This is a genomic window from Paenibacillus sp. FSL P4-0338 (assembly GCF_038002365.1).
Classification (GTDB): domain Bacteria; phylum Bacillota; class Bacilli; order Paenibacillales; family Paenibacillaceae; genus Paenibacillus_AQ.
In genome coordinates, this window is record NZ_JBBOCG010000002.1 from 1073472 (window position 1) to 1098835 (window position 25364).

The window sequence follows — 25364 nt, forward strand, 5'->3', positions numbered from 1 at the left end:
CGGAACTATTTATTCGGAGAAATTCGCGTTTGCTCTACAAAAAAATTGCATAAAGACGATAATTTACGGTAAGAGGGATTGATCCTTCCAAAACGACAAAGGCAAACCTGATCGAAAGACAGGGACGCAAAGCTATAGGGCCTTCGCAAGAGTGGCAGCCTGGCTACCGAAAGGAAGAGAATATTGTGAAAACTTACCGTAAGTCTCGTTTGCTCTGCGCTGTGCTGTCGCTGGCCGTGGTATTGTCTGCTGTACCTGTGGGACTGGGAATCGCCCCTTCCACCGTCAAGGCTGCCTCCTCTGAAGGAGCGCCGGTGAACCCTAACGCCTCAGCGGAGGCGGTCAAGCTGCTGAACAATCTGTATGATATCTCGGGAAATGGAATCATTACAGGCCAGCATGACTATTTCGAGAGTCCGGATGAGCTGAGCAACAAGCTGAAGGGAACAAGCGGACAATACGCAGCACTGCATGGTTATGAGCTGGGAGCAATCGGTGGGCAGAGTGAGAGCGGAGTAGCTGCACAACGCAAAAATATCGTCTGGAGTGCGACGAACTGGTCCAGAGCGGGCGGCATTGTCGCCATGACCTTCCACCAGAATCTGCCAGGCACCAAGTACGAATGGTCCAATGTGCAGAAGCCGATCACCCAGGCGCAATTTAACAAATACGTAACCCCCGGAACGCCAGAGTATAATGCACTGATCACCGATCTGGATAAAGTAGCGGTCTCTCTGAAAAGCCTGCGGGATGCTAAGGTTCCGATCCTCTGGAGACCTTACCACGAAATGAACGGCGGCTGGTTCTGGTGGGGGAAGAAAGATAATTTTACAGCCCTGTGGAATATTATGTATGACCGGTTCGTGAACGTTCATCAGTTAAATAATCTGCTCTGGGTATGGAACCCGAATGCGCCTAATGCAAGCTCCGATCCCTATCCACGGACTTATCCGGGTGCGGACAGAGTGGATGTGCTGGCAGCAGATATATATAATAACGACTACTCCAATAAATATCATGATGATCTGACCAGCCTGGCTGGCGGCAAACCGATCGGCATCGGCGAGAACGGTGAAATGCCAAATATATCGAAGCTAAAGCTGAACCAGCAGAATTACGTGTTCATGATGAACTGGGGCAAGATGCTCTATGAGAATAACAGCACGGCGACAATCAAGAATTTCATGAATGACAGTTACACACTAACCCGTGACCAATATAAGGCCTGGTCTGCTCCGGCGGCGGCTCCTAAGCCAATCGCAACGCCAACGGCAACGCCGACGCCTACAGTATCACCGACACCAACAGCAACACCGACACAAACCGCAACACCGACGCCAACGCCGACGGCAACACCAACCGTTGCGCCGACTCAGAAGCCGGTCCCAACCTTCGGCGACCCGGAGAGTAAGCCTGGCCAGAATGGCCTGCTTGGAGAATACTTCAAGAACATGACGCTCTCGGGGACACCGGTTATGGTGCGTAACGATGATGTCATCAGCTTCAATTGGCGTCAGGGGACTCCTAATGCCGCACTGGGCGTAGATTACTTCTCAATTCGCTGGACCGGACAGATTAAGCCGGCTTACAGTGAGACTTATCAGTTCTATACTACATCGGATGACGGTATCCGCTTGTGGGTGAACGGCACACCGGTCATTGACAGCTGGGTCAAACAGAGCGGAACTGCCCGCACAGGAAGCATAGCCTTAACTGCCGGGCAATTGTACGATATCAAAGTAGAGTACTATGAGAATGCTGGCGATGCCAATGTCCATCTGATGTGGCAGAGCCCTAGCCAGGTGAAGGGAACCGTACCTGCAAGTGCGCTTTTCTCCAGAGCAGGCAACATATCCATACCTGTTCCGGCTGCAACAGCAGTACCGACAACGGTACCAGCAGCAACAGCAACGCCGGCACCAGTAACAACACCAACACCAGCAGCGACACCAACACTGACGCCAGTACCGGCACCAACGCCGACAGCAGCACCGACACCAACGCCAACACCGGCACCAACACCGACAGCGGCTCCTGTTCCCGTTCCTTCTCCTACAGCAACACCGGTGGATCTGCCGGTAGAAGTCCCTGCTGCCAATGGGTTGTACGCGGAATACTTCAATAACATGACGCTATCGGGCGAACCCGCTGCAGTGCGCACCGATGCGGTGCTTGATTTCAACTGGCGCCAAGGCTCGCCGGATGCTGCTATCGGTATAGACTTCTTCTCTGTCCGCTGGAGCGGGAAGATTAAGCCGCTGTACACAGAGACGTATCAGATTTATACCAATTCCGATGACGGTATCCGCGTACGGGTTAACGGTGAGCTTGTGATTGACAGCTGGGTGAAGCAGAGCGGCACCGAACGCATGGGCAGCATCAGCCTGACCGCAGGCGAGCTGTATGATATTCAGGTAGAGTATTATGAGAATCAAGGGGATGCAAAAGCGCGGCTAATGTGGCAGAGTCCAAGCCAATCCAAAGGTACCGTTCCGGCAAGCGCGCTGTTCCTCCCGTCCGCTTCCTAAGCTCATAAGGTCCGCAGCTGTGTTCATCATTGGCGCTGTTACTGGTTAAGACGTTACAATTATAAATCCTGTAAGCCACTCTTAATGGCCCTGCTTACCAGCAGGGCTACTAAGCTATAGAAAGGTAGATAATCCGCGAGGCTTAACCTCCGGGGCCTGCCTGAGAGTGTGGCTGGAGAAAGGAGATTACATTGAACACTTACCGTAAGTACAGGCTATATACAATTATTTTTCCTCTAATCCTTATCCTTTCATTACTTCCATGGGGGGAAGGGCGCAGTCTGCCCGCAGCCGCTAAGGTTACGGCACCTGCCGCCTCCGCTCCCATGGGGCCCATTAAACCCATTAATCCATCGGCCTCCAAGGAGGCTTCCGCACTGTTAAGCTATCTTAGTGATCTTAGCGGCAAGGGGATGATATCCGGCCAGCATGATTACCTGGAGAGCCCCGATGAATTCAATAATAAGCTCCGCACAACAAGCGGCCGCTATGCCGTTCTGCATGGCTATGAGCTGGGAGCCATAGGCAACCAGTCTAAGGAGATCATTGCCAGACAGCGTCAGGCTGTCGTGGACAGCGCCATACGATGGCATGAGGGCGGCGGCATTGTCGCCATGACCTTCCATCAGAATCTGCCGGGAACCGCGCCGGTATGGACCAATGTGCAGAAGCCGCTTAGCCAGGATCAATTCAAGCAGTACGTCACTCCCGGAACGCCGCAGTACAAAGCATTAGTTGCTGAGCTGGATGAAGTGGCCAAGTATCTGGGCGAGCTGCGCGATGCCGGAGTTCCGGTGTTATGGCGGCCCTATCACGAAATGAACGGCGGCTGGTTCTGGTGGGGGCAGAAGGATGATTTTGCGAAGCTCTGGGACCTGGTCTATGACCGCATGGTGAATAAGCATAAGTTGAACAATCTGCTGTGGGTGTGGAATCCGAATGCCCCCAATAAGTCGTCTGAGCCGTATCACGCCTATTTTCCCGGCACCGCCAAGGTGGATATTCTGGCCGCCGATATTTATGACAATGATTTCAAGCAGTCCTATTATGACAGCCTCCTGAAGCTTGCGGGCGGCAAACCGATCGGAATCGGGGAGAGCGGAGAGCTTCCAGACCCTGTCATCATGTCTCAAAAACAAAGCAAATGGGTATATACGATGACATGGGGCAAGATGCTGGTTGAGAATAACCCGACCGTGAAAATTCAAAGCTTTATGAATCATAAATACACGGTATCGCGGGAGGACTATAAGCTTGCGGTGGGTACCAAAACCCATGCGGCGGCTGTAAGCTCAAGGAATGGCCTGAGGGGCCAGTATTATGGCAATATGGACCTGTCCGGCACACCGCTGCTTACCCGTAACGACAGCACCCTTCAATTCAACTGGCATGGCAATTCACCAGCCTCCGGCCTGCCCAAGGATGCATTCTCGGTACGCTGGACCGGGACCCTTAAGCCTCTCTACAGTGAAAAGTATACGTTTACCGCTTCTTCGGATGACGGCATCCGCGTATGGATCGGCGGCAAGCTCCTGATCGACAGCTGGAAGAATCAGAGCAGCGCGGGCAAGGAGGGCAGCATCACACTTTCCGCAAATACCCCCTACGCCATCAAGGTAGAGTATTACGAGAACCGCGGGGATGCCAGCGTCAGTCTGATGTGGAGAAGCCAGAGCCAGAAGCAGATGATAATTCCCCAGAGTGCGCTGACGCTTCCTTAAGGAAGCCCCGCAGCAGAAGAAGCGTAACGTTATCCCGGTACAGCATAGAATTCCGGAAGAAAGCGAGGACAAGGGAATGAGGACTAGAGTTCAAAAGAAACCCGGTAAATATCTCCACAGGCTACTAAAATTTGCAGCACTGATCATCTTGGTTCTGTTGTCCGTCTCTATCTTCGGAGATTACGGGACGAAGGACGGTGAAGCGGATGTGGATCTGTCTTCATTGTCGGCGGCTAAGGATGCCGGTCCTGAGATGCCGGAAGGAACGGTTCTATGGAAGCTTGGCAAGCATGACGGCTCTGCCGATGAGTTCAAGGCGGCAGGGTCAAGCGGGGTGAAGAAGACGCTCAGCATAGCCTCAACCACTGCCAGGTCGGCAGAGCTGAAGTCACTTCCCTCCGGCCTGCACGGGGAGACCAACCCGGAGCTGCGGATTCAGTATGAGCTGGATAAGATCCCGGAGCACGGGGTCTTATTTCGCGTGAGCATTATCGATGCGTACAAATCCGTACCCCAGATGGGCGTATTCTCCAACCGTCAGCTCTCAGGCATCATTCAGATCGCCGGGATTGCCGGAACAGGCAGCAAATACGACTTCCGCAAAACCTATGAGCTGTACATTCCCAAAGAGCAGCTCATCAGCGGCACCAACGAGCTGACGCTGCGGACGGCCAGGGGAATCTATTCCTCAGAAGCTGAGGATAAGTACAACTGGTGGACATGGGATAATCTCAGTCTGGAGGCGCTGAAGTCTCCGATTAAGGAGCCGATTCACGGCAGCTATACGGTGACCGGGACGGTGGTCAATAACAAGCAGTTTTATTTTGACGAGGGGGCGGTTACGCATCTGCCCTATATTATGAAGTGGCTGGGCGTAGCCTACAGCGGCAATATCATGCGTACCAGCTGTGCCAGCGATGTGGGCCGTTCCTGTGAGAAGATGGAGGAGTACTACAAGGTCCTGAAGGATTACAATATGCAGGCCGTAGCGCTCTATCTGTACACAGGCGATATCAAGCTGAAGGCGGACGGAACGCTGCCGGGGGATGCGGAGAAGAAGCTGACGGATTATTTCCAGAAGTACAGCCCGTACTTCCAGTATTACGAGGTGGATAACGAACCGGGCCTGTTCAACCGTTCCAAAGCGATAAATTTGGCTATAGCCGAGTGGCTGAACAGCAAGGGTAAGACGATCGCGCCCCATTTGCAGACGGTTGCACCCGGATGGGCCTACTGGCCGGGCTACAGCGAAGACTCGTGCGGCAACCAGAAGGGGCCGGTGAAGCAGTGCGGAGACCCCGACGGCTGGGAACGCGACCCGAAGCAGCGTGATGAGCTGGAGGCGGTAACGGATCTGACGAATGGACATTCTTATGGCGATTCCTATATTTTCGGACAGGGCGGGAGCTTCACGGAGAACCTGAAGACCTTCGGGGGATCGGTAGACGGCCTTAGCAAAAAAATGCTCGCCACCGAGTTCGGCACCTCGGACTCTCATGTAGATGCGTATCAATACGGGGCCAAGCAGCGGACCTCGGCGGTGTTCGACCGGATTATGCGGGCACATCTCGGCTATGCGGATATGTTCGTGCAGCATGCCGCCTTCTTCAAGAATTTCAGCCTGTTCAAATACGGCTTTAATCTGGAGGATCATGATCCGGCGGCTACAGAGATCTACTACACCAAGGAAGGCGAAGAATCCCGCGTCAGTATCATGCGCAGGCTGGATCTGGCTTATGCCACACACGGCGCTCCGCTGACCTACCAGATCAGCAATAAGGAGGAGCTGAAGGATAAGCTGGTCTACGTAAGAGCAGTGGACACCTCCACGCTTGAGCCGCTGGCGGGGAGCAAGGCGACATCGAACAAGGTGCTGGTGAACTTCGTCAATTTCGAGCGCACCGAGCAGACCGTTAAGGTCAAGGTCACAATGCCGAAGAAGACAGTGTACGAAGGAGAACGGTTCGGCAAGGGCGATACTTATGAGGAGGCCCGCAGCTATGTAACCGGCAGAGCCGCTTCGCCGGAGCTGGAATTCACGGAGACGCTGGCTCCGGGAGAAGGCGTGCAGTATATTCTGGAGCCTTCCTCCGAGGTAGCGGATACGGCGCCGCAGGGCCTGAAGGCGACTGCTGTCAAGGGATTATCGATGCATCTGAACTGGCTGGAAGCCCCCGGAGCAAGCTATGAAGTGCTCCGGGCGGACGGCCCGGACGAGAAGCTGAAGGTCATCGCTACAGCGGTGAAGGGAACGGAGTATAACGACAGCAAGCTGAAGGAAGGCACACTTTATACTTATGCTGTAAGAGTGTCCGGCTCTGGTGTGATGTCAGAGAAGACACAGATTACAGCAACCGGACTTGTCCCGCTGGACCGGGCAGGCTGGAAGGTGACGTCCAGTGTGAGTAAGGAGGCTTCCAATCCGGCAGGTGCCATTGACGGAGACCGGCGGACCCGCTGGGATACGGTCAAGCATCAGGCTTCGGGGGAGTATTTCCAGATTGATCTGGGCGCAGAACATACGGTAGAAGCTATAGACATGGATTACCCTTTATCGCCATATGATTATCCGCGCGGCTACACTGTCCAGGTATCGGATGATGCCAAGAGCTGGAGACAGGTCGCAGCGGGCAAAGGCCAGCTGGAGAAGACCAAGATTACGTTTGCTCCGGTCAAGACCCGGCATATCAAGATTACCCAGACAGGCTCCGGCGGCAACTATTGGTCGATTCAGGAGCTGCAGGTGTATTCAAGAGAATGAAGGACGGCATAATAACCTCCGTGGAATTCAGCCCACCGGGGTTTTTTTCTGCCCTGGAATCATAAACATTATTATGAAGTAAATGGGGCTATGGCGGATACCCGGCTCCGGGGAAGGTGTGAACCGGTTCATGACTCATCTTGCAGATCAAATCATCCTGCTGCTGGCGGCTTTGCTGCTGATCGCCGTGCTCTCCACCAAATTCTCCACCCGTTTTGGCATGCCTGCTCTGGTCCTGTTTATTGCAGCCGGCATGGTGCTCAGCCATTTTATTTATTTCAACAATGCTTCACTCACGCAGATTGCCGGCATTTTTGCCCTGGTGGTGATTCTGTTTGAGGGCGGCATGCAGACGAGCATGAAGGATATTCGCCCGATTTTGAAGCCGGCGTTGTCGCTTGCTACACTCGGGGTACTGCTGACTACGGTGATCGTTGGTATTTTTGCCAAATTCGTACTCGGTGTACCCTGGGCGGAGAGCTTCCTGTTCGGGGCCATTGTCGGCTCCACAGATGCAGCGGCGGTATTCTCCGTGCTGGGCGGCAAAAATATCGACAAACGGCTAACCTCGACGCTTGAAGCCGAATCCGGCAGTAATGATCCGATGGCTGTATTCCTTACCGTGTCGCTGATTGAATGGGTGCAGCACCCGGATACTGCAGTCTGGAGCCTGGTGCTGTCGTTCTTCTGGGAGATGGGGGTAGGGCTGCTGATCGGGATCATCATTGGCAAGCTTGCAGTGTATCTGATTAACCGGATTAATCTGGATTCCACCGGGCTGTATCCGGTCATGGCGGTCGGCTTCGCAGTTCTGACTTACGGGGTCTCGGCCATGGTACACAGCAGCGGGCTGCTTGCCGTCTATGTTATGGGCCTGGTGCTGGGGAATTCCGAGCTGATGTACCACCGCACCATTATGAACTTCAATCATGGCTTCGCCTGGATGATGCAGATTGCCATGTTCATTCTGCTCGGGATGCTGGTCTTCCCGCAGGAGCTGGCGGCTGTGGCCTGGCAAGGGCTGCTGCTGTCTGTCATCCTGATGGCCCTAGCAAGACCGCTTGGCGTATTCCTCAGCCTGCTTGTGTCGCGGTTCTCTTTCCGTGAAAAGCTACTGATCTCCTGGGCCGGGCTCCGGGGAGCCGTCCCGATTGTCCTGGCGACCTACCCGCTGCTCGCGGGGCTGCCGCATGGCAGGCTATTCTTCAATGTCGTATTCTTCGTGGTCCTGACCTCGGCAGTGATTCAGGGAACCACCATTTCGCCTCTGGCCTCGCGGCTGAGGCTGGTGGGCCGGGAGCCTGGGTCCCAGCCCTCCTTGATGGAGCTGGTCGCGCTCGGGAAGACCGATTCCGAATTCAATCATATCGGAATTGAGCGGCAGATGCCGATTGCGGGCATGCAGATTGCAGAGATCGGCCTGCCGGACGATATTCTGTTCACGGCCATTATACGGAACAAGACCATTGTGACGCCGCATGGCAGCACGGTTATTGAACCTGGAGATACGGTATATGTGCTTAGTCCCAAAAGCAAGCGGGAGGAGATGCGCGCCATCTTCCGCAGCGGCTTGGGACGGGCGGCAGAGAAGGATATCCCTACGGTATAAGGGACATCCTACGGGAGGGATGTAAGCTTCTCTTCCGGTTCAGGTGATTTATGTCAATCCATGTGCTTTTGCAGAATTGTGATTCAAATTATAGGATAGGCTCCCGGAAGAATGCTAGAATGTGCAATACATCAAGGCTGCAGGACAATAGATTGCAATACGTAAAAAAGTATGTTAAATTGTATATAGATTTAGAATGAGTCTAAATACAATACGTTGTAAAATACACACTCCGGGAGGTTTTTTGAATGAGTACACAAGTTAATAGCCACACTGCACTGCATGCTGTCCTGAACCGTCAGACCGCGAACTGGACGTTGCTGGGAGTGAAGCTGCATCACTACCACTGGTATGTCAGCGGAACTCAATTCTTCACGCTGCATGAGAAATTCGAAGAGCTGTACAACGAAGCTGCGGGTTATGTGGATGAGCTGGCTGAACGGCTGCTCGCCATCGGCGGACGCCCTGCTTCCACCATGGCAGAGTACCTGAAGCTCTCCAGCCTGAAGGAAGCCGCGGGCGGTGAGAGCGCGAAGGAAATGGTGGCACAGCTGGTTCAAGACTTCGCTGCCGTAGCTGAAGAGCTGAAGCAGGGCATTACTAGCGCAGAGGAGGTCAGCGACCAGCCTACCGCCGATCTGCTGATCGGAATCCGGACAAGTGTAGAGAAGACAGCCTGGATGCTGAACGCTTACCTGGAATATAAGAACGTATAGGTTTCACGCTATACGTTATCCTTCTATTTCTCGCTGAAACGGTACCGTCCTTTTAAAGGACGGCAATGCCGTTTCCACTTGCGTAATTCCGCACAGGACATATAGAAGAGCGCCCGCGTTACACATGCGGGCGCTCTTTGCTTAAAATATAAGGCGTGCCCAGAAAGCGCGTATCTTCTAACCGGTGAAAGTCCGGTCACGGGAGGGGCCAAGCCCCCGTGTAGCTAGGATGCCTGCGTACGGCGAAATCCGTGCGTAGAAGCGCATCGACAAAAGTCCGGTCAGAGACAGGGCGAGCAACCCGCCAGGCCGTAACATGAAGTGAATCCTGCCGCGTCGTCATAAAGGCCCCGCAAGGGGGAAGAGAGGAAGTCGAACCTCGCTTATATGGGTGAAGACCATGGAAGCTGCAGAGAACTTGGAACGGCAGTGAAGAATCCTCCGGCGTATGGGGATCGGCATGGAAGGAAAGAAGACATAGTGAACTGGGGAGACCCTCCCCCACACGGGAGGATTTTTTTTTTAGAAACCCGTAAAAAGACGCTCTATAAGTCCAAAAGATGAAATGAACCGTCTGTGGGAAGGGAGTCCGAGGGGCTCATAGTACCGAGGAACCTAAGGACAACATAACCTTAGGGAGAGAAGGAGCCCTGCTTTGTTTATGCTTTTGGAGGAGGTACGAGTGAGTGAATGCCAGTAGGCTAACGACACCTAAGGAAAAAGTTCAAGAACTCCAAGAAAAGCTAGGTCATGCGGCCAAGGAGAACAACAAGCGTAAATTCCATGCACTGTACGACAAAGTCTACCGCTGGGATGTGCTGAGTGAAGCCTGGAAACGGGTGAAAGCGAACAAGGGGGCTGCCGGAGTAGATACGGTGACGCTCGCGGATATTGAGAAACAAGGAGAAGTGCAATTTCTCAAAGACTGCGAGCGAGCATTAAAGGATGGTAACTACCACCCACAGCCCGTACGGCGGCACTATATCCCAAAGAAAGACGGGAAACCAAGACCGCTGGGCATACCCAGCGTGCGCGACCGAGTGGTGCAGATGGCAACCAAACTCGTCATTGAACCGATCTTCGAAGCGGATTTCGAAGAAGTATCCTTCGGATTTCGCCCGAAGCGAAGTGCGAAAGGAGCACTGGATCGAATCCGGAAAGCCTGCAACCGCAAAGGAAATTGGGTAGTCGACGTCGACATCCAAGGTTACTTCGACAATATTAACCAGGAGAAACTGATGAAATTGGTACAAATGCGTATCAATGACAGACGAATCCTGAAGTTAATCCGGAAGTGGCTTCAGGCGGGAGTCATGGAAGAAGGAAACGTAAGACGTTCCGATTTAGGCACACCACAAGGTGGAGTGATCTCACCACTTTTGGCGAACATCTATCTGAACTATTTTGACCGACTGTGGGAAAAACACGGGAAAGGAGTAGGTGAACTCACGAGGTATGCAGACGATCTTGTGGTGGTCTGTAAAACTAAAAAGGACGCCGGACATGCGTATGAACTCATACGCAGAATCATGGAACGTCTGGAGCTGACGCTACACCCAACCAAAACCCGTATTGTCGGCTTATGGACAGGAGACGAAGGATTCGACTTCTTAGGAATGCACCACCGGAAAAAGAAGGCAGAAACATCCCAAGGCAAGGTGTATTACACCACGCAGCAGTGGCTAACGAAGAAGGCGGAGGAACGAATTCGAGGCGTGGTTAAAGAAAGATTAGCACCGCCCAGCATGCGTTCGAAATCGTTTGCGGAACACGTGGAATGGCTCAATCCCAAGATTCAAGGATGGAGAAACTACTATTACACAAAGTACAGCCAAAAGAGGTTAGCAAAACTGGATTGGTATATTCTGCAACGATTTACCCGGTGGTATGCGAAGAAGAGACAACGAGGAAGATGGATGAGATCCCGGTCAGAAGTTAGATATTTGACCATCCAATATGGACTAAAAACGCTATTGTAATCTGCATGCCGATGAATGACAAACATCGGAAAGCCGTATGAGGGAAAACCTCACGTACGGTTTGATGAGGAGGGGCTGGGTTGCACCAGCCCTTTACTCTAGAATTTATATGTTTCACACGATAACTTATCCTTCTATTTCTCGCTGAAACGGTACCGTCCTTTAAAAAGACGGCAATGCCGTTTCCACTTACTTAATAAATACACCGCCGAAGGGCAGTGCCTCCCGCAGGAATCGCTTGATTATGCCATCTTCATTATTGTCGCGCTCGAAGCGTCTGCTCTGGCGTCCGGCCTGGAACAGCACAGGCCCGTGGCCGGTCATCTTCCAGTGATAGCTCATATGCTGGCTGGCGAGATGGTTGCCGTAGACCGTCAGCTCCAGCTTGGCGTTCTCAGGATAAGCGATAATGCTCCCGGCATCGACATACAGCGGATCAAAGGGATGCAGCTCCGCTTCGCAGACCGTGCCCTCTGTCAGAATGCCTATGCTGCCGCGGCCGGAGAATTTGACCTTGACGATATCACGGGTAATCAGCATATTCTTCATGCTCAGGACTCTCGTCTGCATCGTGACTCCCTTGCTGTAGAAGAAGAGATGCCTGAAGTCGTAGAGCAGATCGCTTTTGCTGTCGAGCTGGATGGTCTTGACCCGGTAGCCGGGCGGCAGCGCGGCTGTGAACCGGCAAGGGCCGGTCAGATCCGCCCGGATCAGCTTGCGCTTGCGGTACATGCCCTTCACATCCATGAACCGGTCGGCACGTCCTGCCGAAGGGCCCTGGTAAGCAATAATCTGCTGCGGGTGCAGCACATGGACCTCCTCGTTCTCCTGAATAGTAAAAGCAACCGCCTGTCCGCTGCCGCTGTCGCCTTCATCCTGAATGTCAATATTCATTCTTCATTCATCCTCCTTAACGCAGCCGGTCACTTCTTCTGGAGCGGTGGCGCATTGTGAAGCGCAGCACCCGGATCAGCAGGAAGTAGCCGAGAAGAAGAGCAATCCCGGAGATGACCGTCACCTTGATCCGGTTGAAATAATTCTCTCTCGCTGTCCGGTCGTTCTTCAGCTCGTCCACGACCTGGCTGAGCTGACGGTTCTGCTCCTGCAGGGCGGCATTCTGGGACTGATACGTCTGCATTTGCTGCAGGCTGTCCGTCAGCTGGTCCTTGGCTTCACCGAGATCCTCCTTCGTCTGCTGAAGCTCTTCTGCAGTCTTCTGGTAACTCTCCTGCAGCTTGGTGACTTCTCCGGGAAGCTCCGAGAAGCTCTGTATTCCATTGTATATATCATTCAGATAATTGGCCTTGGCCTCGGGGGCAGGCCAAGTGAGAGTAAGGCCAAGCAGAAGCAGGGACGAACCCAGCAGCTTCAGCATCACTCCTGTTACCCGTCTTTTCATCAACTGATCACCACCTGTTAGAGCTATTGTCTTCCTATTTTATCATAGCTGCTTGCCGTTTGAACAACCTGGAAGGCTGTAGGCATAATTACCCTTCAGGTCCATACAGAGAACCATACAGAGAACCATACAGGTAATACAGCGTTAAGCCAGAGATGGTTCCCGCGATATTGAGTGTCGCTGCAAATTAACGTATACTGTGAACGGAAAGGGGCTGTATTCAATGAATAAATGGCTCAAAACACTGTTGTTCCTGGCGGGCTCCGCCCTGTTAACCCGGTTTATTCCGTTCTCCTCCTTATTCCGTAATCTGGATACCATGTTCCATGAATTCGGCCACGCGCTGATGACTCTGCTGCTCTCCGGCAATGTGCTGCGCATTGAGCTGTATTCTGATCACAGCGGTGTGACCTATTCGGCGATTGCTGCCGGAGGCAAGGCGATCCTGGTGTCGCTGGCGGGTTATCCTCTGGCTTCACTGTTTGCGTTGCTGCTCTTCTATTTCTATAGTAGAGATAAGCGGGAATGGGGGCTGGTTCTGGCCAGCATGGTTGCGCTAATTATGCTTGTGCTCTATGTGAGGGGTGGCTTCGGGATGATCTGGCTGAGCGGCTTCATTCTGCTGAATGCTGCGATGCTGTTCCTCTGGCCGAAGGTCAGCAAGGTGTACTACCTGTTTCTTGCGTTCCTGACCCTGGAGGAGTCCGTAATGGGGACCTTATTCCTGGTCTATGCTTCCGTTGTGACACCTTCCCGGGCAGGGGATGCAGCGAATCTGTCCAGATTAACCATTTTACCGGCCCCTGTGTGGTCACTCCTGTTCTTCCTCTTCGCATTGCTGTGTGCAACCTGGGCCCTTGGGCTGTTCTTCCGGCATGAGAAGGCGGGCAGACGGGTTAGATTGATGTAATGCGTAAAACTTTGTTCGTCATATTTTGACAAAAGGATAGACTTTCGTAAAGAGGCAATCCCCTTTAGGGGGAGGTTGGCTCTTTTTTTGTCGATATTATAGGACCGAACATACATTCCATGACAAGGAGTTGTCCGCCAATATTGGTACATTAATAGAAGACCCAAATTAAGAAAGAGGTGGAAATATGCAAGCAAGTATTCAGACGTTGTTTACATGGAGCCAGGAGCGTATTCTGGCGGGCGGTGCCAAGAAAGTAGTGCTGCTGGTGGAGTGGAAAGGAGTGTCGCAAGGCGAAGATTTCCGCAAGAAGAGCCGCAAGGTGGTAGCCAGGGATATTGAGCTGCGTGTCTGGCTCGAAAGTCATGTCAAGGTAACAGGATGTTACGGGTGTAGTGCAGAAGAAGGAGAGGGGAGATCACTGCTCCTGAAGCTTGGCAAAATCCATTCCGGGCAGCGCAGGTACATCGCCCTGGAATTCATCATGGCGGGTATGCCTGCAGGCATACATGAAGCCCTCTGGCTGCAATGGCAATACAAGCAGCCTACGGTGGAGCGTATCCGCGAGCTGCCGCTCAAGAAGCTGGGAATCGAATATTCCCATCGTACCGACCTGCTGGGGGCACATTCCTGCTTCCATGTGGAGAAGCATCTGGCACTGCTGCAGACAGAGGCGCTAATCGCGGAAGCCCAGGAGGCCCGGATGAAGAACAAGCCGGAAGTGCCCTCGGAGATTCTTCACAGGCAGGCCGATCAACTACTCCTGATGGCTGCCCGCTCCGGGGATATGCAGCTGCTCAGAGAAGCGGAATCACTGTATAAACGACTGGAGGCAGAGAATCTGCCGCTCAGCAGGACAGGAATGAGATAATTGCAGGGAAGCTGCGTAGATAGAATAGGAATTACCCATACATAGGGCTCAAATATAGTATCACACCCGGCGGAGCAGATAAAGAAAGGCGTAATATCTAAATGTGGTAACATAGTAAAATAGTTCTATTATATTTTCTTATCTCGGTTATTACATCCTTGGTTATAGATATATATAACTAGTTTATTTAAAAATAATGGGTCTATTTTACCATAAGTCAAGGAGAACTGAATATGACAGACCGATTGATCCGGCTGATGCGCATCATTACGCTAGTTCAAGCCAAACCGGGAATTCTGGCCCGTGAGCTGGCGGAACGATGCGGCAACAGCGAGAGAACGATTTATCGGGATATGGATGCGCTCAGTGCCATGCATATCCCCATTACTCATATGGGACACGGCAAGGGGTATGCTTTTATCGGAAATTTCGCGCTGTACCCCTTGGATTGGTCAGAAGAGGAAGAAGAGGCTTTTTCACAGTTGCGCAGTATTATGGCGGAGATCAAACCTTTGCTGCCCCCGGGCTTTGAAGATGCATACGAGAAAGTGATGGCGGCAGATTATAAGCAAAAGGCAGAAAGGGAAGAAACAATGGAGCGTACGAAAAAGGAAGCCGGACCAAACTGGACGGAAAATAGCAGATCTCAGGGAGACCAGCCCCTCTTTCTGACCGACATTCTGGATGCCGTGATGAAGCAGAGAAGCATACAGGCCGACTATAGTGAGAATGCCTACGAAGAAAAAGGTATCCGGATTGATCCCTATTGCCTGGTCCCGCTAGAGAATCGTTTTCACCTGATTGGTTTCTGTCACCGTTTCGGAATTATCCGTACCTTTCATATTAACGGCTTCTCCAGTGTGAATCAGTTGGACAGGTGGTTCTCCAAAGATCAGTTCGATCTGCAGTCCTTCATGGAGCAGAAGTGGTCCCTGGAGCAGGACAGCCTGCAGGTTGAATTCAGAGTCAAATTCTCGCAGCGGATGATGGAACGGCTGAAGCAGGAGGAAATGTTTGTGAAGCCGAGCAGAGTGGACCGCCAGAACCGCAGCCTGCACTTCAAGGTCGCTGTGGAGCAGGACATCGGCTTCGTCCATTGGATTATGAAATACAAGGAAGAGGCTGAGATTATGGAGCCGCTGTACTACCGGGATGTGCTGAAGCATCAACTGGAGAAGTGGCTGTCGCTGTACAAATAACGATAAGTATATTTTCCCCGGATTTTTATGCTCTGATATATTCATATAAAATTCATAGGGTTAGTTATATGCACAAATTCCCCTTGCCTAGATAGGATATCCATAGCAATGTTATACATTAAATAACAGTAATATGTATCTAATGTTAATTATATCACTTAGTATGTTAGGTATTGGTTAATATATCTAACTTTTTTAAATAATTTTTCCTAACTAGTCATTTGACCTTCGTTCAATTTTTAACAGAAAAGAGGGAGAGACTTGATCCAGCCGATTCTGAGCATTGAAAACCTGCATACTCACTTTTTAACGGGCCGCGGTGAGGTTCCTGCAGTGGATGGTGTCGATCTCTACATTAACCCGGGCGAGGTTCTGGGCGTGGTGGGGGAATCGGGCTGCGGCAAGAGCGTTACTTCCCTATCTATTCTGAAGCTTGTCCCAAGCCCCTCAGGGAGAATTGTAGACGGACGCATCCTGCTGAAGGGCCGCGATATTGTCCCGCTGAAGGAGAAGGATATGCGCAAGATCCGGGGAGATTCGGTCTCCATGATCTTTCAGGAGCCGATGACCTCGCTGAATCCCTTATTCACAGTTGGCCAGCAGATTATGGAGACGGTACGCCTGCACCGCGGCCTCTCCAGGAAGGAGGCGCGGGAGCATGCTGTCGGTATGCTGCGCAAGGTTGGAATTCCCCGGCCGGAAGCGATCATCGACGAGTACCCGCATCAGCTCTCGGGAGGCATGCGCCAGCGTGTCATGATTGCCATGTCGATCTCCTGCAGCCCGGAGCTGCTGATTGCCGATGAGCCGACAACCGCGCTGGATGTAACGATTCAGGCCCAGATTCTGGAGCTGATCCGCCAGTTGAATGAGGAGCAAGGCACTGCTGTCATGCTGATTACCCATGATCTTGGCGTAGTGGCTGAGATGTGCCACCGTGTGGCTGTGATGTATGCCGGCAAGGTGGTGGAGGAAGGCAGTGTTCGAGATATTTTCAAAAATCCGCTGCATCCTTATACGAGAGGACTGATTGCCTCCGTCCCCCGGATGGATGAAGCTAAGGAACGTCTCTACTCCATTCCGGGTAATGTGCCGGTTCTCAGCACAGATATGCAGGGCTGCCGGTTCGCACCGCGCTGCCCGGAGGTCATGGAGCTCTGCATGCAGAGCCTTCCGGCGCTGACACGGCAAGAGGAACAGCACAGCTGCAGATGCTGGCTGCATGACAGTCCACAGGAGGATGCGGTATGAGTGAGAGCCTGCTTGAGGTCAAGGGACTCCGGAAGTATTATCCGCTGAACAAGGGCTTCTTCAGCCGGGACCGCGGCAGTGTGAAGGCTGTGGATGATATCTCCTTCGCTGTTAGCAAGGGCGAGACCTTCGGTCTGGTAGGAGAGAGCGGCTGCGGCAAATCGACCACCGGCCGCGCGCTGCTCCGGCTGATTGAGCCCACAGCGGGTGAGATCTGGTTCGAAGGGCAGGAGCTTACGAAGCTGTCTGCGGAAGAGATGCGGAAGCAGCGCCGGGAGATGCAGATCGTCTTCCAGGACCCGTTCTCCTCTCTGGACCCGCGTCATACTGTGCAGCGTATTCTCGAAGAGCCGATGATTGTACACGCCACCGGCAATGCCAGGCAGCGTAAGGCAGAGGTGGAGCGGCTGGCGGATGTGGTCGGATTGTCCAGGGTGCATCTGCAGCGTTACCCTCACCAGTTCTCGGGCGGACAACGCCAGCGGATTGGCATTGCCAGAGCGCTGGCACTCCATCCGAAGCTGATTATCGCGGATGAGCCTGTCTCTGCGCTGGATGTATCGATCCAGTCCCAGGTCATTAACCTCATGCAGGATTTGCAGCGGGAATTCGGCTTAACTTACATATTTATCGCCCATGATCTTAGTGTGGTGAAGCATATCTGCGACCGGGTAGCAGTAATGTACCTGGGGCGGATTGTCGAAATTACGGACAAGCATACGCTCTATGCCCGGCCGCAACATCCTTATACGCAGGCCCTGCTCTCTGCGGTTCCTGAACCTGATCCCGATATCCGCAAGGAGCGGATCATTCTGCAGGGGGAGGTACCGAGTCCGGCCAATGCGCCAGTCGGATGTGCATTTAACACGCGTTGTCCGCGCGTGATGGAGCGGTGCCGGGTGATCAGACCTCCGCTGCTCGAGACAGAAGCCGGACACTTCACAGCCTGTCATCTCTATGATGGAGAAGCCAATACACCGCTTGCCTGATCCGCATGCATCTTAGAGCCATATACAGAAGAACCTTGGTTTATAGCTGTGCTACCTGCACCGCTCTATATAAACACTTTGATATTTCAATGAAAGAAGGGAGCTTTCTGGAGATGAAGAAATGGGGTAATCTCGCATTGGTACTGATGCTTGGCGCGGGGCTCGCGCTCAGCGGCTGCGGCGGAGGGAACAACACAGGCAACGCAGGCAACACAGGAAATACCGGAGGGAATACGGCGGCAACGAACGCTCCGGCAAGCCTACCTGAGACATCCGGGACAGCACAGGATACCCTGATTCTGGGGCGCGGGGGCGACTCGGCTTCCCTTGACCCGGCGATTGTGACGGACGGGGAGTCGCTGAAGATTGCCCATCAGGTCTTCGATTCGCTGCTCGAATATAAGCCGGGCACCTCCGAAGTCCAGGCTTCCCTTGCCGACAGCTGGGAAGTAACGCCGGATGGGCTGAGCTACACCTTCAAGCTGCATCCCGGCGTGAAGTTTCATGACGGAACCGATTTCAACGCCGAGGCCGTTGTGTTCAACTTCCAGCGCTGGAGTGATCCGGCCAGTGAATACAAATTCGAAGGCGATTCTTTCGACTACTATGACTCCATGTTCGGCCCGGACGGGTCGCGGGTGATCAAGGAAGTGAAGGCGGTGGACGAGTCGACGGTTCAATTTGTACTGAACCAGCCGCAGGCGCCGTTCCTGCAGAATATCGCCATGACCACCTTCGGAATTGCCAGTCCTGCTGGGATCAAGGAGAAGAAGGAGAATTTCAAGAATGAGCCGGTAGGGACGGGCCCGTTCGTGTTCAAGGAGTGGAAGCGCAACGATTCCATCACGCTGGATAAGAATACTGCCTACTGGAAGGAAGGGCTTCCCAAGCTGAACAAAGTCATCGTGCGCTCGATCCCGGACAACTCGGCCCGCTTCACGGCGCTGCAAAACGGGGAAATCGACCTGATGGAAGACCTGAGCCCGGACGACTTGTCCACGCTGGAGAATAGCAGCGCTCTGACCAAGATTGAGCGTCCGCCGTTCAATGTGGCGTACCTCGGCTTCAACTTCAAGAAGAAGCCGTTTGACAATGTGAAGGTCAGACAGGCACTCAGCCATGCGGTCAACAAGCAGGAGATTATCGATGCATTCTTCGCCGGCCAGGCTCAGGCTGCGGTCAATCCTATGCCGCCTTCCCTGTGGGGCTATAACGACAGCGTGAAGGATTATGAGTATGATCTGGACAAAGCCAAAGCATTGCTGGCCGAAGCGGGTTATCCTGACGGATTGCCTGACCCGGTGACCCTGTACGCGATGCCTGTATCCCGTCCTTATATGCCTGACGGCAAGAAGGTAGCCGAAGCGATTCAAGCAGAGTGGGAGAAGATCGGGGTCAAGACTGTGATTGAGTCCCCGGAATGGGCCACTTATCTCGATGACACCAAGGCCGGGGAGAAGGACGATATCTTCATGCTCGGCTGGACCGGCGACAACGGTGACCCTGACAACTTCCTGTACACCCTGCTGGACAAGGATGCTATTCCCGGCAATAACCGTGCCTTTTATGTGAATGAAGAATTGCATACGCTCCTGACCGGCGCCCAGAAGGAGATAGACCAGGGCAAGCGCACCGAGCTGTACAAGCAGGCTCAGGAGATGATCAAAGCCGATGCGCCATGGATTCCGCTGGTTCATACCACACCGCTGCTGGCCGGTAAGGCCAATCTGAAGGGCTTTGTTCCCGGACCGACAGGGACAGAATATTACAGTGAGATTTATTTTGAATAAATACACCTTTGGAAGGTGAACGGAATTGAACTCTTACCTCATAAAACGTGTGATGGTGCTGTTTCCGGTGCTGATCGGCATGACCCTGATCGTCTTCTCCATCATCCATGCCATTCCGGGTGATCCGGCCGAGACCATTCTCGGCCAGAAGGCGACGGAGCAATCCAAGCAGGCGCTGCGTAACCAGCTTGGCCTCGACAAGCCCTGGCTGCAGCAATATTTTAACTACATGGGTGATTTGGTGCAGGGGGACCTGGGGACTTCGATCCGTACCAAAACGCCGATTGCCAAGGAAATCGTACCGTATCTGGCCGCTACGCTGGAGCTGACGGCTGCCAGTATGCTGTTCGCAACCTTCGTCGGAGTGAACGCCGGTATCCTCAGCGCCTGGAGGCAGAATTCCTGGTTCGACTATACGGCTATGATCATCGCGCTCATTGGGGTATCGATGCCGATATTCTGGCTGGGGCTGATGGAGCAGCTGCTCTTCGCGCTGAAGCTCCATTGGCTGCCATCCATCGGCAGGATGGACCAGCGCAATCCGGTGGAGACGATAACCAACCTGTACGTGCTGGATACAATTCTGGCCGGGCGGTGGGACCAGCTGTGGACGGTCATTAAGCATCTCATTCTGCCGAGTATTGCGCTTGGCACGATTCCGATGGCGGTCATTGCCCGGATGACCCGCTCCAGTATGCTGGAGGTGATGAATTCCGATTATATCCGTACAGCCAAGGCTAAGGGTATGTCGCAGTTCCTCGTGGTCTATAAGCATGCGCTGAAGAATGCACTCATTCCGGTGCTGACGGTAATCGGCCTGCAGACGGGGGCGCTGCTCGGAGGGGCGGTGCTGACCGAGACGATTTTCGCCTGGCCCGGGGTAGGGCGTTATATCTATGAAGCGATCAGCTCGCGGGATTATCCGGTGATTCAGACGGGGATTCTGATTATCGCTTTTATCTTTGTGGTCATCAATCTGCTGGTGGATCTGCTGTATGCCACTATTGATCCGCGCATCAATTACAAATGAGGGGGAGCAGCTATGGGACAGGCAGCACTACAGGCTCCACCTCCTGAGGCTCCGGCGGATCAAGCCTCCGGCCCCTGGCGCGATGCGTGGAAGGCCTTCCGTAAGAACAAGACGGCCATGGCCGGGCTTGGCATTATCCTGTTCTTTGTACTGATTGCGCTGCTCGCGCCATGGATCGCTCCGTATGATTTCAAGGCCCAGCAATTAGTGAACCGCCTGAAGCCGCCGTCGGCGGAGCATTGGTTCGGTACGGATGATCTGGGGCGGGATCTGTTCACCCGGGTGATCTACGGGGCACGGATTTCACTCTGGGTAGGATTTTTCTCCGTAATCGGCTCGATCATTGTTGGCACCGCACTGGGCATACTCGCCGGATACTATGGCAAATGGATGGATATGATGATCTCCCGTCTGTTTGACATTTTGCTGGCTTTTCCGAGTATTCTGCTGGCCATCGCTATTGTAGCTATTCTTGGGCCTTCCTTGCAGAATGCGCTCTACGCGATTGCCATCGTCAACATTCCGACTTATGGGCGGCTGGTCCGGGCCAAGGTGCTGAGCCTGAAGTCCGAGGAGTACATTACGGCGGCCAGGGCGATCGGGATGAAAAACGGGCGGATTCTGTTCAGCCATATTCTGCCGAACAGCCTGACGCCGATCATTGTCCAAGGCACCCTTGGCATCGCTACAGCCATCATTGAAGCCGCGGCCCTGGGCTTCCTTGGACTCGGCGCCCAGCCGCCGGACCCGGAGTGGGGCAAGATGCTCTCCGATTCCCGGCAGTTTATCCAGAAGGCCCCCTGGACCGTAGTCTTCCCGGGCCTGTCCATCATGCTGACCGTCCTCGGCTTCAACCTGATGGGCGACGGCCTGCGCGATGTGCTGGACCCGCGGATGAAGAATTGAAATTAAGATCTTATCAAGAGCTGTCCCAAGCCATATCAATGGCTGTTGGGATAGCTCTTTATTTTGAGGGAGATTATTTAATGAAATGTTATTATGAAGGAAGGCACGAGCATATCCCACCCGTTAGGGTGAGTTTGTTCTGTTTGAATAGGAGATTCGTTTCTCAGCGTTCCATGAACAGTAGTCGCAACTTTTCCCGAAAATAACTTTGTGAATTTTCGAACAATATCCAAAACACTTCGTAATGTAGGTTGAAAGGGCGGCGGAGAACAGATGATGACCGACAAACAGCTCGTTGAAGGATGCAAGTCCGGTCAACATGAGCATCTTGAGCTTCTCATTGTCAGGTATAGGGATGATTTATACCGGTTCTGCCGCCATCTTACCTTGAACCGGCAGGATGCGGAGGATTTGTTCCAGGAGGTATGGGTACGTGTGCTCCGCAAGCTGGAGAAGTATGATGTAGAGCGTCCCTTTAAGTCTTGGCTGTTCCAGGTGGCGTTCAATATGTACCGTGACCACTACCGGAAGTGGAAAAGCGTGTATGCCCTTTGGACCTGGTTGTCCTCGGATTCGGAGCATATTCATATTAGAGATCCGGCTCCATTGGCAGAAGAGGAGCTGCTGCGGCATGAGGAGCACCGGTTCCTGGAGGAATGCCTGCGGAGTCTGCCCAAACGTTACCTTGCCCCTCTCATGCTGTATTACTATGAGGAGTTCAGCTATGAGGGCATTGCGGAGGTGCTGGGAGTTCCCCTCGGAACCGTCAAATCCCGGTTGAATCATGGCAAGAAGCTGCTGCACAAGTTAATGAAGGAGATGAACTAAATGAAGGAGCCTAGAGACGAAGACCGGCTGCTGACGGAATATTTCAAGCTGCCTGTTACGCCATCTCCAGAGCTTGTCTCTAATACGATCCAGCGGATACAAGGGCGCAGGACAATGGGCGCGATTTCCATTTTAGTGGCTCTGCAATGGCTGGTATTCATGGTGCTGGGACTGTATTTCCTGGCTGGTCCGGCTGCTTTGCAGTGGAAGATCAGCATGGGGCTGCTGTTCATTCTGTCTCCAATGGTTGCCGGAACGTTACTATTGTACCGTACTATGGGAAGCGGAGGAGGATCTTATGAAAGTTCACTTCACCGTTGAGAAGTTTGTTTTTGGGGGGATGACGGCAATCGTTCTGGCCAGCTGCATTGCGCTGGGATACAGCATAAGTCCGTATATGGGCGATTATGTGGAGGAGAATCTGACCTGGCTTATTGTGATGAGTCTGCTGGCCCTGCTGTTCTTGAGCCTCAATGTGCTAATTGCAGTATTCATTTACAAGGATGCCTCGCGGCGCCGGATGAATGCCTGGCTGTGGATGACTGCAGTCATCTATATTCCGAACTTCATCGGTTTGATCCTGTATCTCCTCGCGAGGAAGCAGCACCACATTCACGCTGCATCTGATGTAGCCAATCAAGGTATCCGTTGTCCGCACTGCGGCCATCTAATCTATACAGAGGAGTGTTAAGCATATGAACAAGAAATGGATGACACTGGGGATCTTAATCATCATGGCATCGGTGCTGCTGACTTCCTGCGATAAGAAAATAATGTACGTCGGGTCCAGCACGAAGAGCAAAATAAGCGGCTCCTACAAGTTTTTTACGGGTACAGAGGAGAAGAAACTGAGTATGAAAAGCGGCGAAACGATCAGTATCGATTATAAATCCAAGGTGGAAGAGGGCCAGCTGTCCATGAAGTTATACGGACCGGATAATCAGGTGCTTACTGAACTGGGAACCAATGAAACCGGTACTGAGAAGGTGAAAGCCGATAAAGACGGGAAATACCGGATTGAAATCAAGGGTGAAGAAACCAAAGGAAGCTTCAAGGTTGCTTTCAAGGTTGAATAACTGGAACTGGTGAAAAGATGATTACGAATACCCCTAGAACAGGCCTCTTCCCTATATATAGGCGGGGGCTTTTTGCTGTGTGGAAGAGGGAAATCCCTGATTTTAATACTAATTATAACTAAACATACACAAACATAATCAAATATATTGTATAATTCGATTTAACTTGCTAGAATATGTTCAAAATATACGAAATAGCGATTGGGAGGAATGGGAAATGCTGAAGAAGTGGTTAATGGGATTACTGGTATTCATGATGATGGCGGGGGTAACGGCCGGCTCAACAGGGGAGGTTGAGGCGGCAGCCAAAAAGACGGAGATTATTGTCTCCGCAGCGGCGAGCCTTCAGGATAGTCTGGACAAGATCGCGGTGCAGTACGAGAAGCAGCATCCTGAGATTAAGCTGGTGTTCAATTACGGCGCCTCCGGTACGCTGCAGAAGCAGATTGAGCAGGGGGCCCCGGCGGATTTGTTCTTCTCGGCAGGCGACAAGCAGATGAACGCGCTGGTGGACAAAGGGTTGATCGCTGACCACATGCCGCTGCTGAAGAATCAGTTGGTCGTCGTGGTTCCTTCCGATTCGAACACGAAGCTTACAACCATTACTGACCTTACTGCTCCAGCCTTCAAAAAAGTAGCCGTAGGCCAGCCGGAATCGGTTCCGGCCGGACAATACGCCCAGCAGTCCTTGACCGCGAAGAAGGTATGGGATACGCTGCAAAGTAAGCTGGTCTTCGCCAAGGATGTCCGTCAGGTGCTGTCTTATGTGGAGACAGGGAATGCAGATGCAGGGTTCGTCTACAAGACAGACGCGTTAACCTCGAAGAAGGTGAAGATTGCCCTGACTGTAGGCGGCCATGTACACAAGGCGATTAACTATCCGGTGGGCATTGTCACAGATTCGTCGCATCAGGTGGAGGCCAAAGCCTTCTACAGCTATGTGCAGACTGCTTCTGCAAGCTCGGTCTTTACCGGCTACGGCTTTCAATTAGCGAAATAAGTAACTTCTATTAGATAGGGTGAAAAGAGATGGAGATCAATTGGACCGATTTTTTCGCCCCGGTCTGGCTGTCCATCAAGATTGCGGTATTAACCAGTGTGATCGTATTCCTGCTGGCCACGCTGGCGGCCCGGAAGATGGCGGGACGCCGGTTCTTCGGACACAGCCTGGTCGAAACAGTCCTGCTGCTGCCGTTGGTGCTGCCGCCGACTGTGGTCGGCTTCGTCTTGCTGGTCTTCCTCGGGCGGCGCAGCTGGATTGGCAGGCTGTATGAACAGTTCACAGAGCACACGATCCTGTTCACCTGGGGGGCAGCGGTAATTGCCGCAGTCGTGGTGGCTTTTCCGCTGGTATACCGCACGGTCAAGGCAGGCTTCGAGGGGGTAGAGAAGGACCTTGAGGATGCTGCGCGTGCGCAGGGAGCCAGCGAGCTTCAGGTGCTGCGCTATGTCACTCTCCCGCTGGCCAGCCGTTCGCTGGCTGCCGGATATGTCCTCGGCTTCGCCCGCGGGCTGGGTGAATTCGGAGCGACGATTATGGTGGCGGGCAATATCCCGGGACGCACCCAGACCGTGCCTACCGCGATCTATGTAGCGGTGGACGGAGGCAATATGACGCTTGCCTGGATGTGGGTCGGCTCAATCATTGTCATTTCCATGCTTATGCTGATGTTCGTGAACCGCCGTTCCTGATGGATGATTACAGGTTAACAAGAGCAACCCCCGTCCTCACCGGATTTCCGGTGAAGGCGGGGGTTGTTTACGGTAAACCGGACACAATCGGCTTGAGCGGACGGCACAC

At 53.0% G+C, this 25364-nt stretch carries 22 protein-coding genes and 1 riboswitch; of the genes, 20 read left to right on the forward strand and 2 right to left on the reverse strand.

Features of this window, described 5'->3' with window-relative positions; all coding sequences use genetic code 11:
* Nucleotides 1-90 precede the first annotated feature (90 nt).
* Nucleotides 91-171, forward strand: a riboswitch (cyclic di-GMP riboswitch).
* 14 nt (nucleotides 172-185) lie between these two features.
* From MKZ07_RS28630 to ltrA, 6 genes are all read left to right on the forward strand, one after another.
* On the forward strand, nucleotides 186-2528 hold the full coding sequence (locus tag MKZ07_RS28630; protein ID WP_235218385.1) for a PA14 domain-containing protein: 2343 nt from the start codon (nucleotides 186-188) through the stop codon (nucleotides 2526-2528).
* Between the two features lie 191 nt (nucleotides 2529-2719).
* Nucleotides 2720-4249: a glycosyl hydrolase gene (locus MKZ07_RS28635; protein WP_036693624.1), complete on the forward strand. Its 1530-nt coding sequence runs from the start codon at nucleotides 2720-2722 to the stop codon at nucleotides 4247-4249.
* A 76-nt stretch (nucleotides 4250-4325) separates the two neighbouring features.
* Nucleotides 4326-7010 (forward strand): discoidin domain-containing protein, encoded by a 2685-nt coding sequence (locus MKZ07_RS28640; protein ID WP_341028937.1) that lies wholly within the window; start codon nucleotides 4326-4328, stop codon nucleotides 7008-7010.
* A gap of 130 nt (nucleotides 7011-7140) precedes the next feature.
* Nucleotides 7141-8619 carry a potassium/proton antiporter gene (locus MKZ07_RS28645; RefSeq protein WP_036693626.1) on the forward strand — a complete coding sequence of 493 codons (1479 nt, stop codon included), beginning with the start codon at nucleotides 7141-7143 and terminating at the stop codon, nucleotides 8617-8619.
* Nucleotides 8620-8867: 248 nt separating this feature from the next.
* Nucleotides 8868-9335, forward strand: coding sequence for a Dps family protein (locus tag MKZ07_RS28650; protein ID WP_036693628.1), 468 nt, complete (start codon nucleotides 8868-8870; stop codon nucleotides 9333-9335).
* 686 nt (nucleotides 9336-10021) lie between these two features.
* Nucleotides 10022-11314, forward strand: a complete 1293-nt coding sequence (gene ltrA / locus MKZ07_RS28655; protein WP_036694821.1) for a group II intron reverse transcriptase/maturase — start codon at nucleotides 10022-10024, stop codon at nucleotides 11312-11314.
* Between the two features lie 189 nt (nucleotides 11315-11503).
* On the opposite strand, the gene MKZ07_RS28660 is transcribed toward ltrA, so the two are convergent.
* Nucleotides 11504-12208 carry an AIM24 family protein gene (locus MKZ07_RS28660; protein WP_036693630.1) on the reverse strand — a complete coding sequence of 235 codons (705 nt, stop codon included), beginning with the start codon at nucleotides 12206-12208 and terminating at the stop codon, nucleotides 11504-11506.
* Nucleotides 12209-12224: 16 nt separating this feature from the next.
* Entirely contained in the window at nucleotides 12225-12716 is a 492-nt protein-coding gene (locus tag MKZ07_RS28665; RefSeq protein WP_143804286.1) for a hypothetical protein, read from the reverse strand.
* Nucleotides 12717-12936: 220 nt separating this feature from the next.
* Between MKZ07_RS28665 and MKZ07_RS28670 the strand changes: the two genes are divergently transcribed.
* From MKZ07_RS28670 to modB, 14 genes are all read left to right on the forward strand, one after another.
* Nucleotides 12937-13623 carry a M50 family metallopeptidase gene (locus MKZ07_RS28670; RefSeq protein ID WP_036693633.1) on the forward strand — a complete coding sequence of 229 codons (687 nt, stop codon included), beginning with the start codon at nucleotides 12937-12939 and terminating at the stop codon, nucleotides 13621-13623.
* A 187-nt stretch (nucleotides 13624-13810) separates the two neighbouring features.
* Complete coding sequence (locus tag MKZ07_RS28675) at nucleotides 13811-14494, forward strand: hypothetical protein (protein WP_036693634.1); 684 nt, start codon at nucleotides 13811-13813, stop codon at nucleotides 14492-14494.
* A gap of 233 nt (nucleotides 14495-14727) precedes the next feature.
* Nucleotides 14728-15693, forward strand: coding sequence for a helix-turn-helix transcriptional regulator (locus tag MKZ07_RS28680; RefSeq protein WP_036693636.1), 966 nt, complete (start codon nucleotides 14728-14730; stop codon nucleotides 15691-15693).
* Between the two features lie 261 nt (nucleotides 15694-15954).
* A complete protein-coding gene (locus MKZ07_RS28685) occupies nucleotides 15955-16944 on the forward strand; it encodes an ABC transporter ATP-binding protein (protein ID WP_036693637.1) in 990 nt (329 codons plus the stop codon).
* Complete coding sequence (locus MKZ07_RS28690; RefSeq protein WP_036693639.1) at nucleotides 16941-17933, forward strand: ABC transporter ATP-binding protein; 993 nt, start codon at nucleotides 16941-16943, stop codon at nucleotides 17931-17933. The genes MKZ07_RS28685 and MKZ07_RS28690 overlap by 4 nt, the downstream gene beginning before the upstream one ends.
* A 113-nt stretch (nucleotides 17934-18046) precedes the next feature.
* Entirely contained in the window at nucleotides 18047-19723 is a 1677-nt protein-coding gene (locus tag MKZ07_RS28695) for an ABC transporter substrate-binding protein (protein ID WP_341028945.1), read from the forward strand.
* 25 nt (nucleotides 19724-19748) lie between these two features.
* Nucleotides 19749-20753, forward strand: coding sequence for an ABC transporter permease (locus MKZ07_RS28700; protein ID WP_341028947.1), 1005 nt, complete (start codon nucleotides 19749-19751; stop codon nucleotides 20751-20753).
* Nucleotides 20754-20765: 12 nt separating this feature from the next.
* On the forward strand, nucleotides 20766-21659 hold the full coding sequence (gene nikC / locus MKZ07_RS28705) for a nickel transporter permease (RefSeq protein ID WP_036693642.1): 894 nt from the start codon (nucleotides 20766-20768) through the stop codon (nucleotides 21657-21659).
* A 273-nt stretch (nucleotides 21660-21932) separates the two neighbouring features.
* The gene (locus tag MKZ07_RS28710; protein ID WP_083677904.1) at nucleotides 21933-22487 is read left to right on the forward strand and encodes an RNA polymerase sigma factor; all 555 of its coding nucleotides are present in this window, start codon (nucleotides 21933-21935) and stop codon (nucleotides 22485-22487) included.
* Nucleotides 22488-22808, forward strand: coding sequence for a hypothetical protein (locus tag MKZ07_RS28715; RefSeq protein ID WP_036693644.1), 321 nt, complete (start codon nucleotides 22488-22490; stop codon nucleotides 22806-22808). It abuts the gene before it with no gap.
* Nucleotides 22786-23178, forward strand: a complete 393-nt coding sequence (locus tag MKZ07_RS28720) for a PLDc N-terminal domain-containing protein (protein ID WP_036693646.1) — start codon at nucleotides 22786-22788, stop codon at nucleotides 23176-23178. Before MKZ07_RS28715 ends, MKZ07_RS28720 begins: the two co-directional genes overlap by 23 nt.
* Nucleotides 23179-23182: 4 nt before the next feature.
* Nucleotides 23183-23563 carry a hypothetical protein gene (locus MKZ07_RS28725; RefSeq protein ID WP_341028948.1) on the forward strand — a complete coding sequence of 127 codons (381 nt, stop codon included), beginning with the start codon at nucleotides 23183-23185 and terminating at the stop codon, nucleotides 23561-23563.
* A 217-nt stretch (nucleotides 23564-23780) separates the two neighbouring features.
* Entirely contained in the window at nucleotides 23781-24563 is a 783-nt protein-coding gene (gene modA, locus MKZ07_RS28730) for a molybdate ABC transporter substrate-binding protein (protein ID WP_341028950.1), read from the forward strand.
* A 29-nt stretch (nucleotides 24564-24592) separates the two neighbouring features.
* On the forward strand, nucleotides 24593-25255 hold the full coding sequence (gene modB, locus MKZ07_RS28735; protein ID WP_036693651.1) for a molybdate ABC transporter permease subunit: 663 nt from the start codon (nucleotides 24593-24595) through the stop codon (nucleotides 25253-25255).
* Nucleotides 25256-25364 lie beyond the last annotated feature (109 nt).

What these genes read in the sequence shown, in the direction of transcription:
- nikC (WP_036693642.1), top strand. Translation starts at nt 20,766, where the DNA reads ATGGGACAGGCAGCACTACAGGCTCCACCTCCTGAGGCTCCGGCGGAT.
- MKZ07_RS28690 (WP_036693639.1), top strand. Translation starts at nt 16,941, where the DNA reads ATGAGTGAGAGCCTGCTTGAGGTCAAGGGACTCCGGAAGTATTATCCG.
- MKZ07_RS28680 (WP_036693636.1), top strand. Translation starts at nt 14,728, where the DNA reads ATGACAGACCGATTGATCCGGCTGATGCGCATCATTACGCTAGTTCAA.
- modA (WP_341028950.1), top strand. Translation starts at nt 23,781, where the DNA reads ATGCTGAAGAAGTGGTTAATGGGATTACTGGTATTCATGATGATGGCG.
- MKZ07_RS28645 (WP_036693626.1), top strand. Translation starts at nt 7,141, where the DNA reads ATGACTCATCTTGCAGATCAAATCATCCTGCTGCTGGCGGCTTTGCTG.
- MKZ07_RS28715 (WP_036693644.1), top strand. Translation starts at nt 22,488, where the DNA reads ATGAAGGAGCCTAGAGACGAAGACCGGCTGCTGACGGAATATTTCAAG.
- modB (WP_036693651.1), top strand. Translation starts at nt 24,593, where the DNA reads ATGGAGATCAATTGGACCGATTTTTTCGCCCCGGTCTGGCTGTCCATC.
- MKZ07_RS28670 (WP_036693633.1), top strand. Translation starts at nt 12,937, where the DNA reads ATGAATAAATGGCTCAAAACACTGTTGTTCCTGGCGGGCTCCGCCCTG.
- MKZ07_RS28720 (WP_036693646.1), top strand. Translation starts at nt 22,786, where the DNA reads ATGAAAGTTCACTTCACCGTTGAGAAGTTTGTTTTTGGGGGGATGACG.
- MKZ07_RS28725 (WP_341028948.1), top strand. Translation starts at nt 23,183, where the DNA reads ATGAACAAGAAATGGATGACACTGGGGATCTTAATCATCATGGCATCG.
- MKZ07_RS28695 (WP_341028945.1), top strand. Translation starts at nt 18,047, where the DNA reads ATGAAGAAATGGGGTAATCTCGCATTGGTACTGATGCTTGGCGCGGGG.
- MKZ07_RS28710 (WP_083677904.1), top strand. Translation starts at nt 21,933, where the DNA reads ATGATGACCGACAAACAGCTCGTTGAAGGATGCAAGTCCGGTCAACAT.
- MKZ07_RS28660 (WP_036693630.1), bottom strand. Translation starts at nt 12,208, where the DNA reads ATGAATATTGACATTCAGGATGAAGGCGACAGCGGCAGCGGACAGGCG.
- MKZ07_RS28650 (WP_036693628.1), top strand. Translation starts at nt 8,868, where the DNA reads ATGAGTACACAAGTTAATAGCCACACTGCACTGCATGCTGTCCTGAAC.
- MKZ07_RS28675 (WP_036693634.1), top strand. Translation starts at nt 13,811, where the DNA reads ATGCAAGCAAGTATTCAGACGTTGTTTACATGGAGCCAGGAGCGTATT.
- MKZ07_RS28640 (WP_341028937.1), top strand. Translation starts at nt 4,326, where the DNA reads ATGAGGACTAGAGTTCAAAAGAAACCCGGTAAATATCTCCACAGGCTA.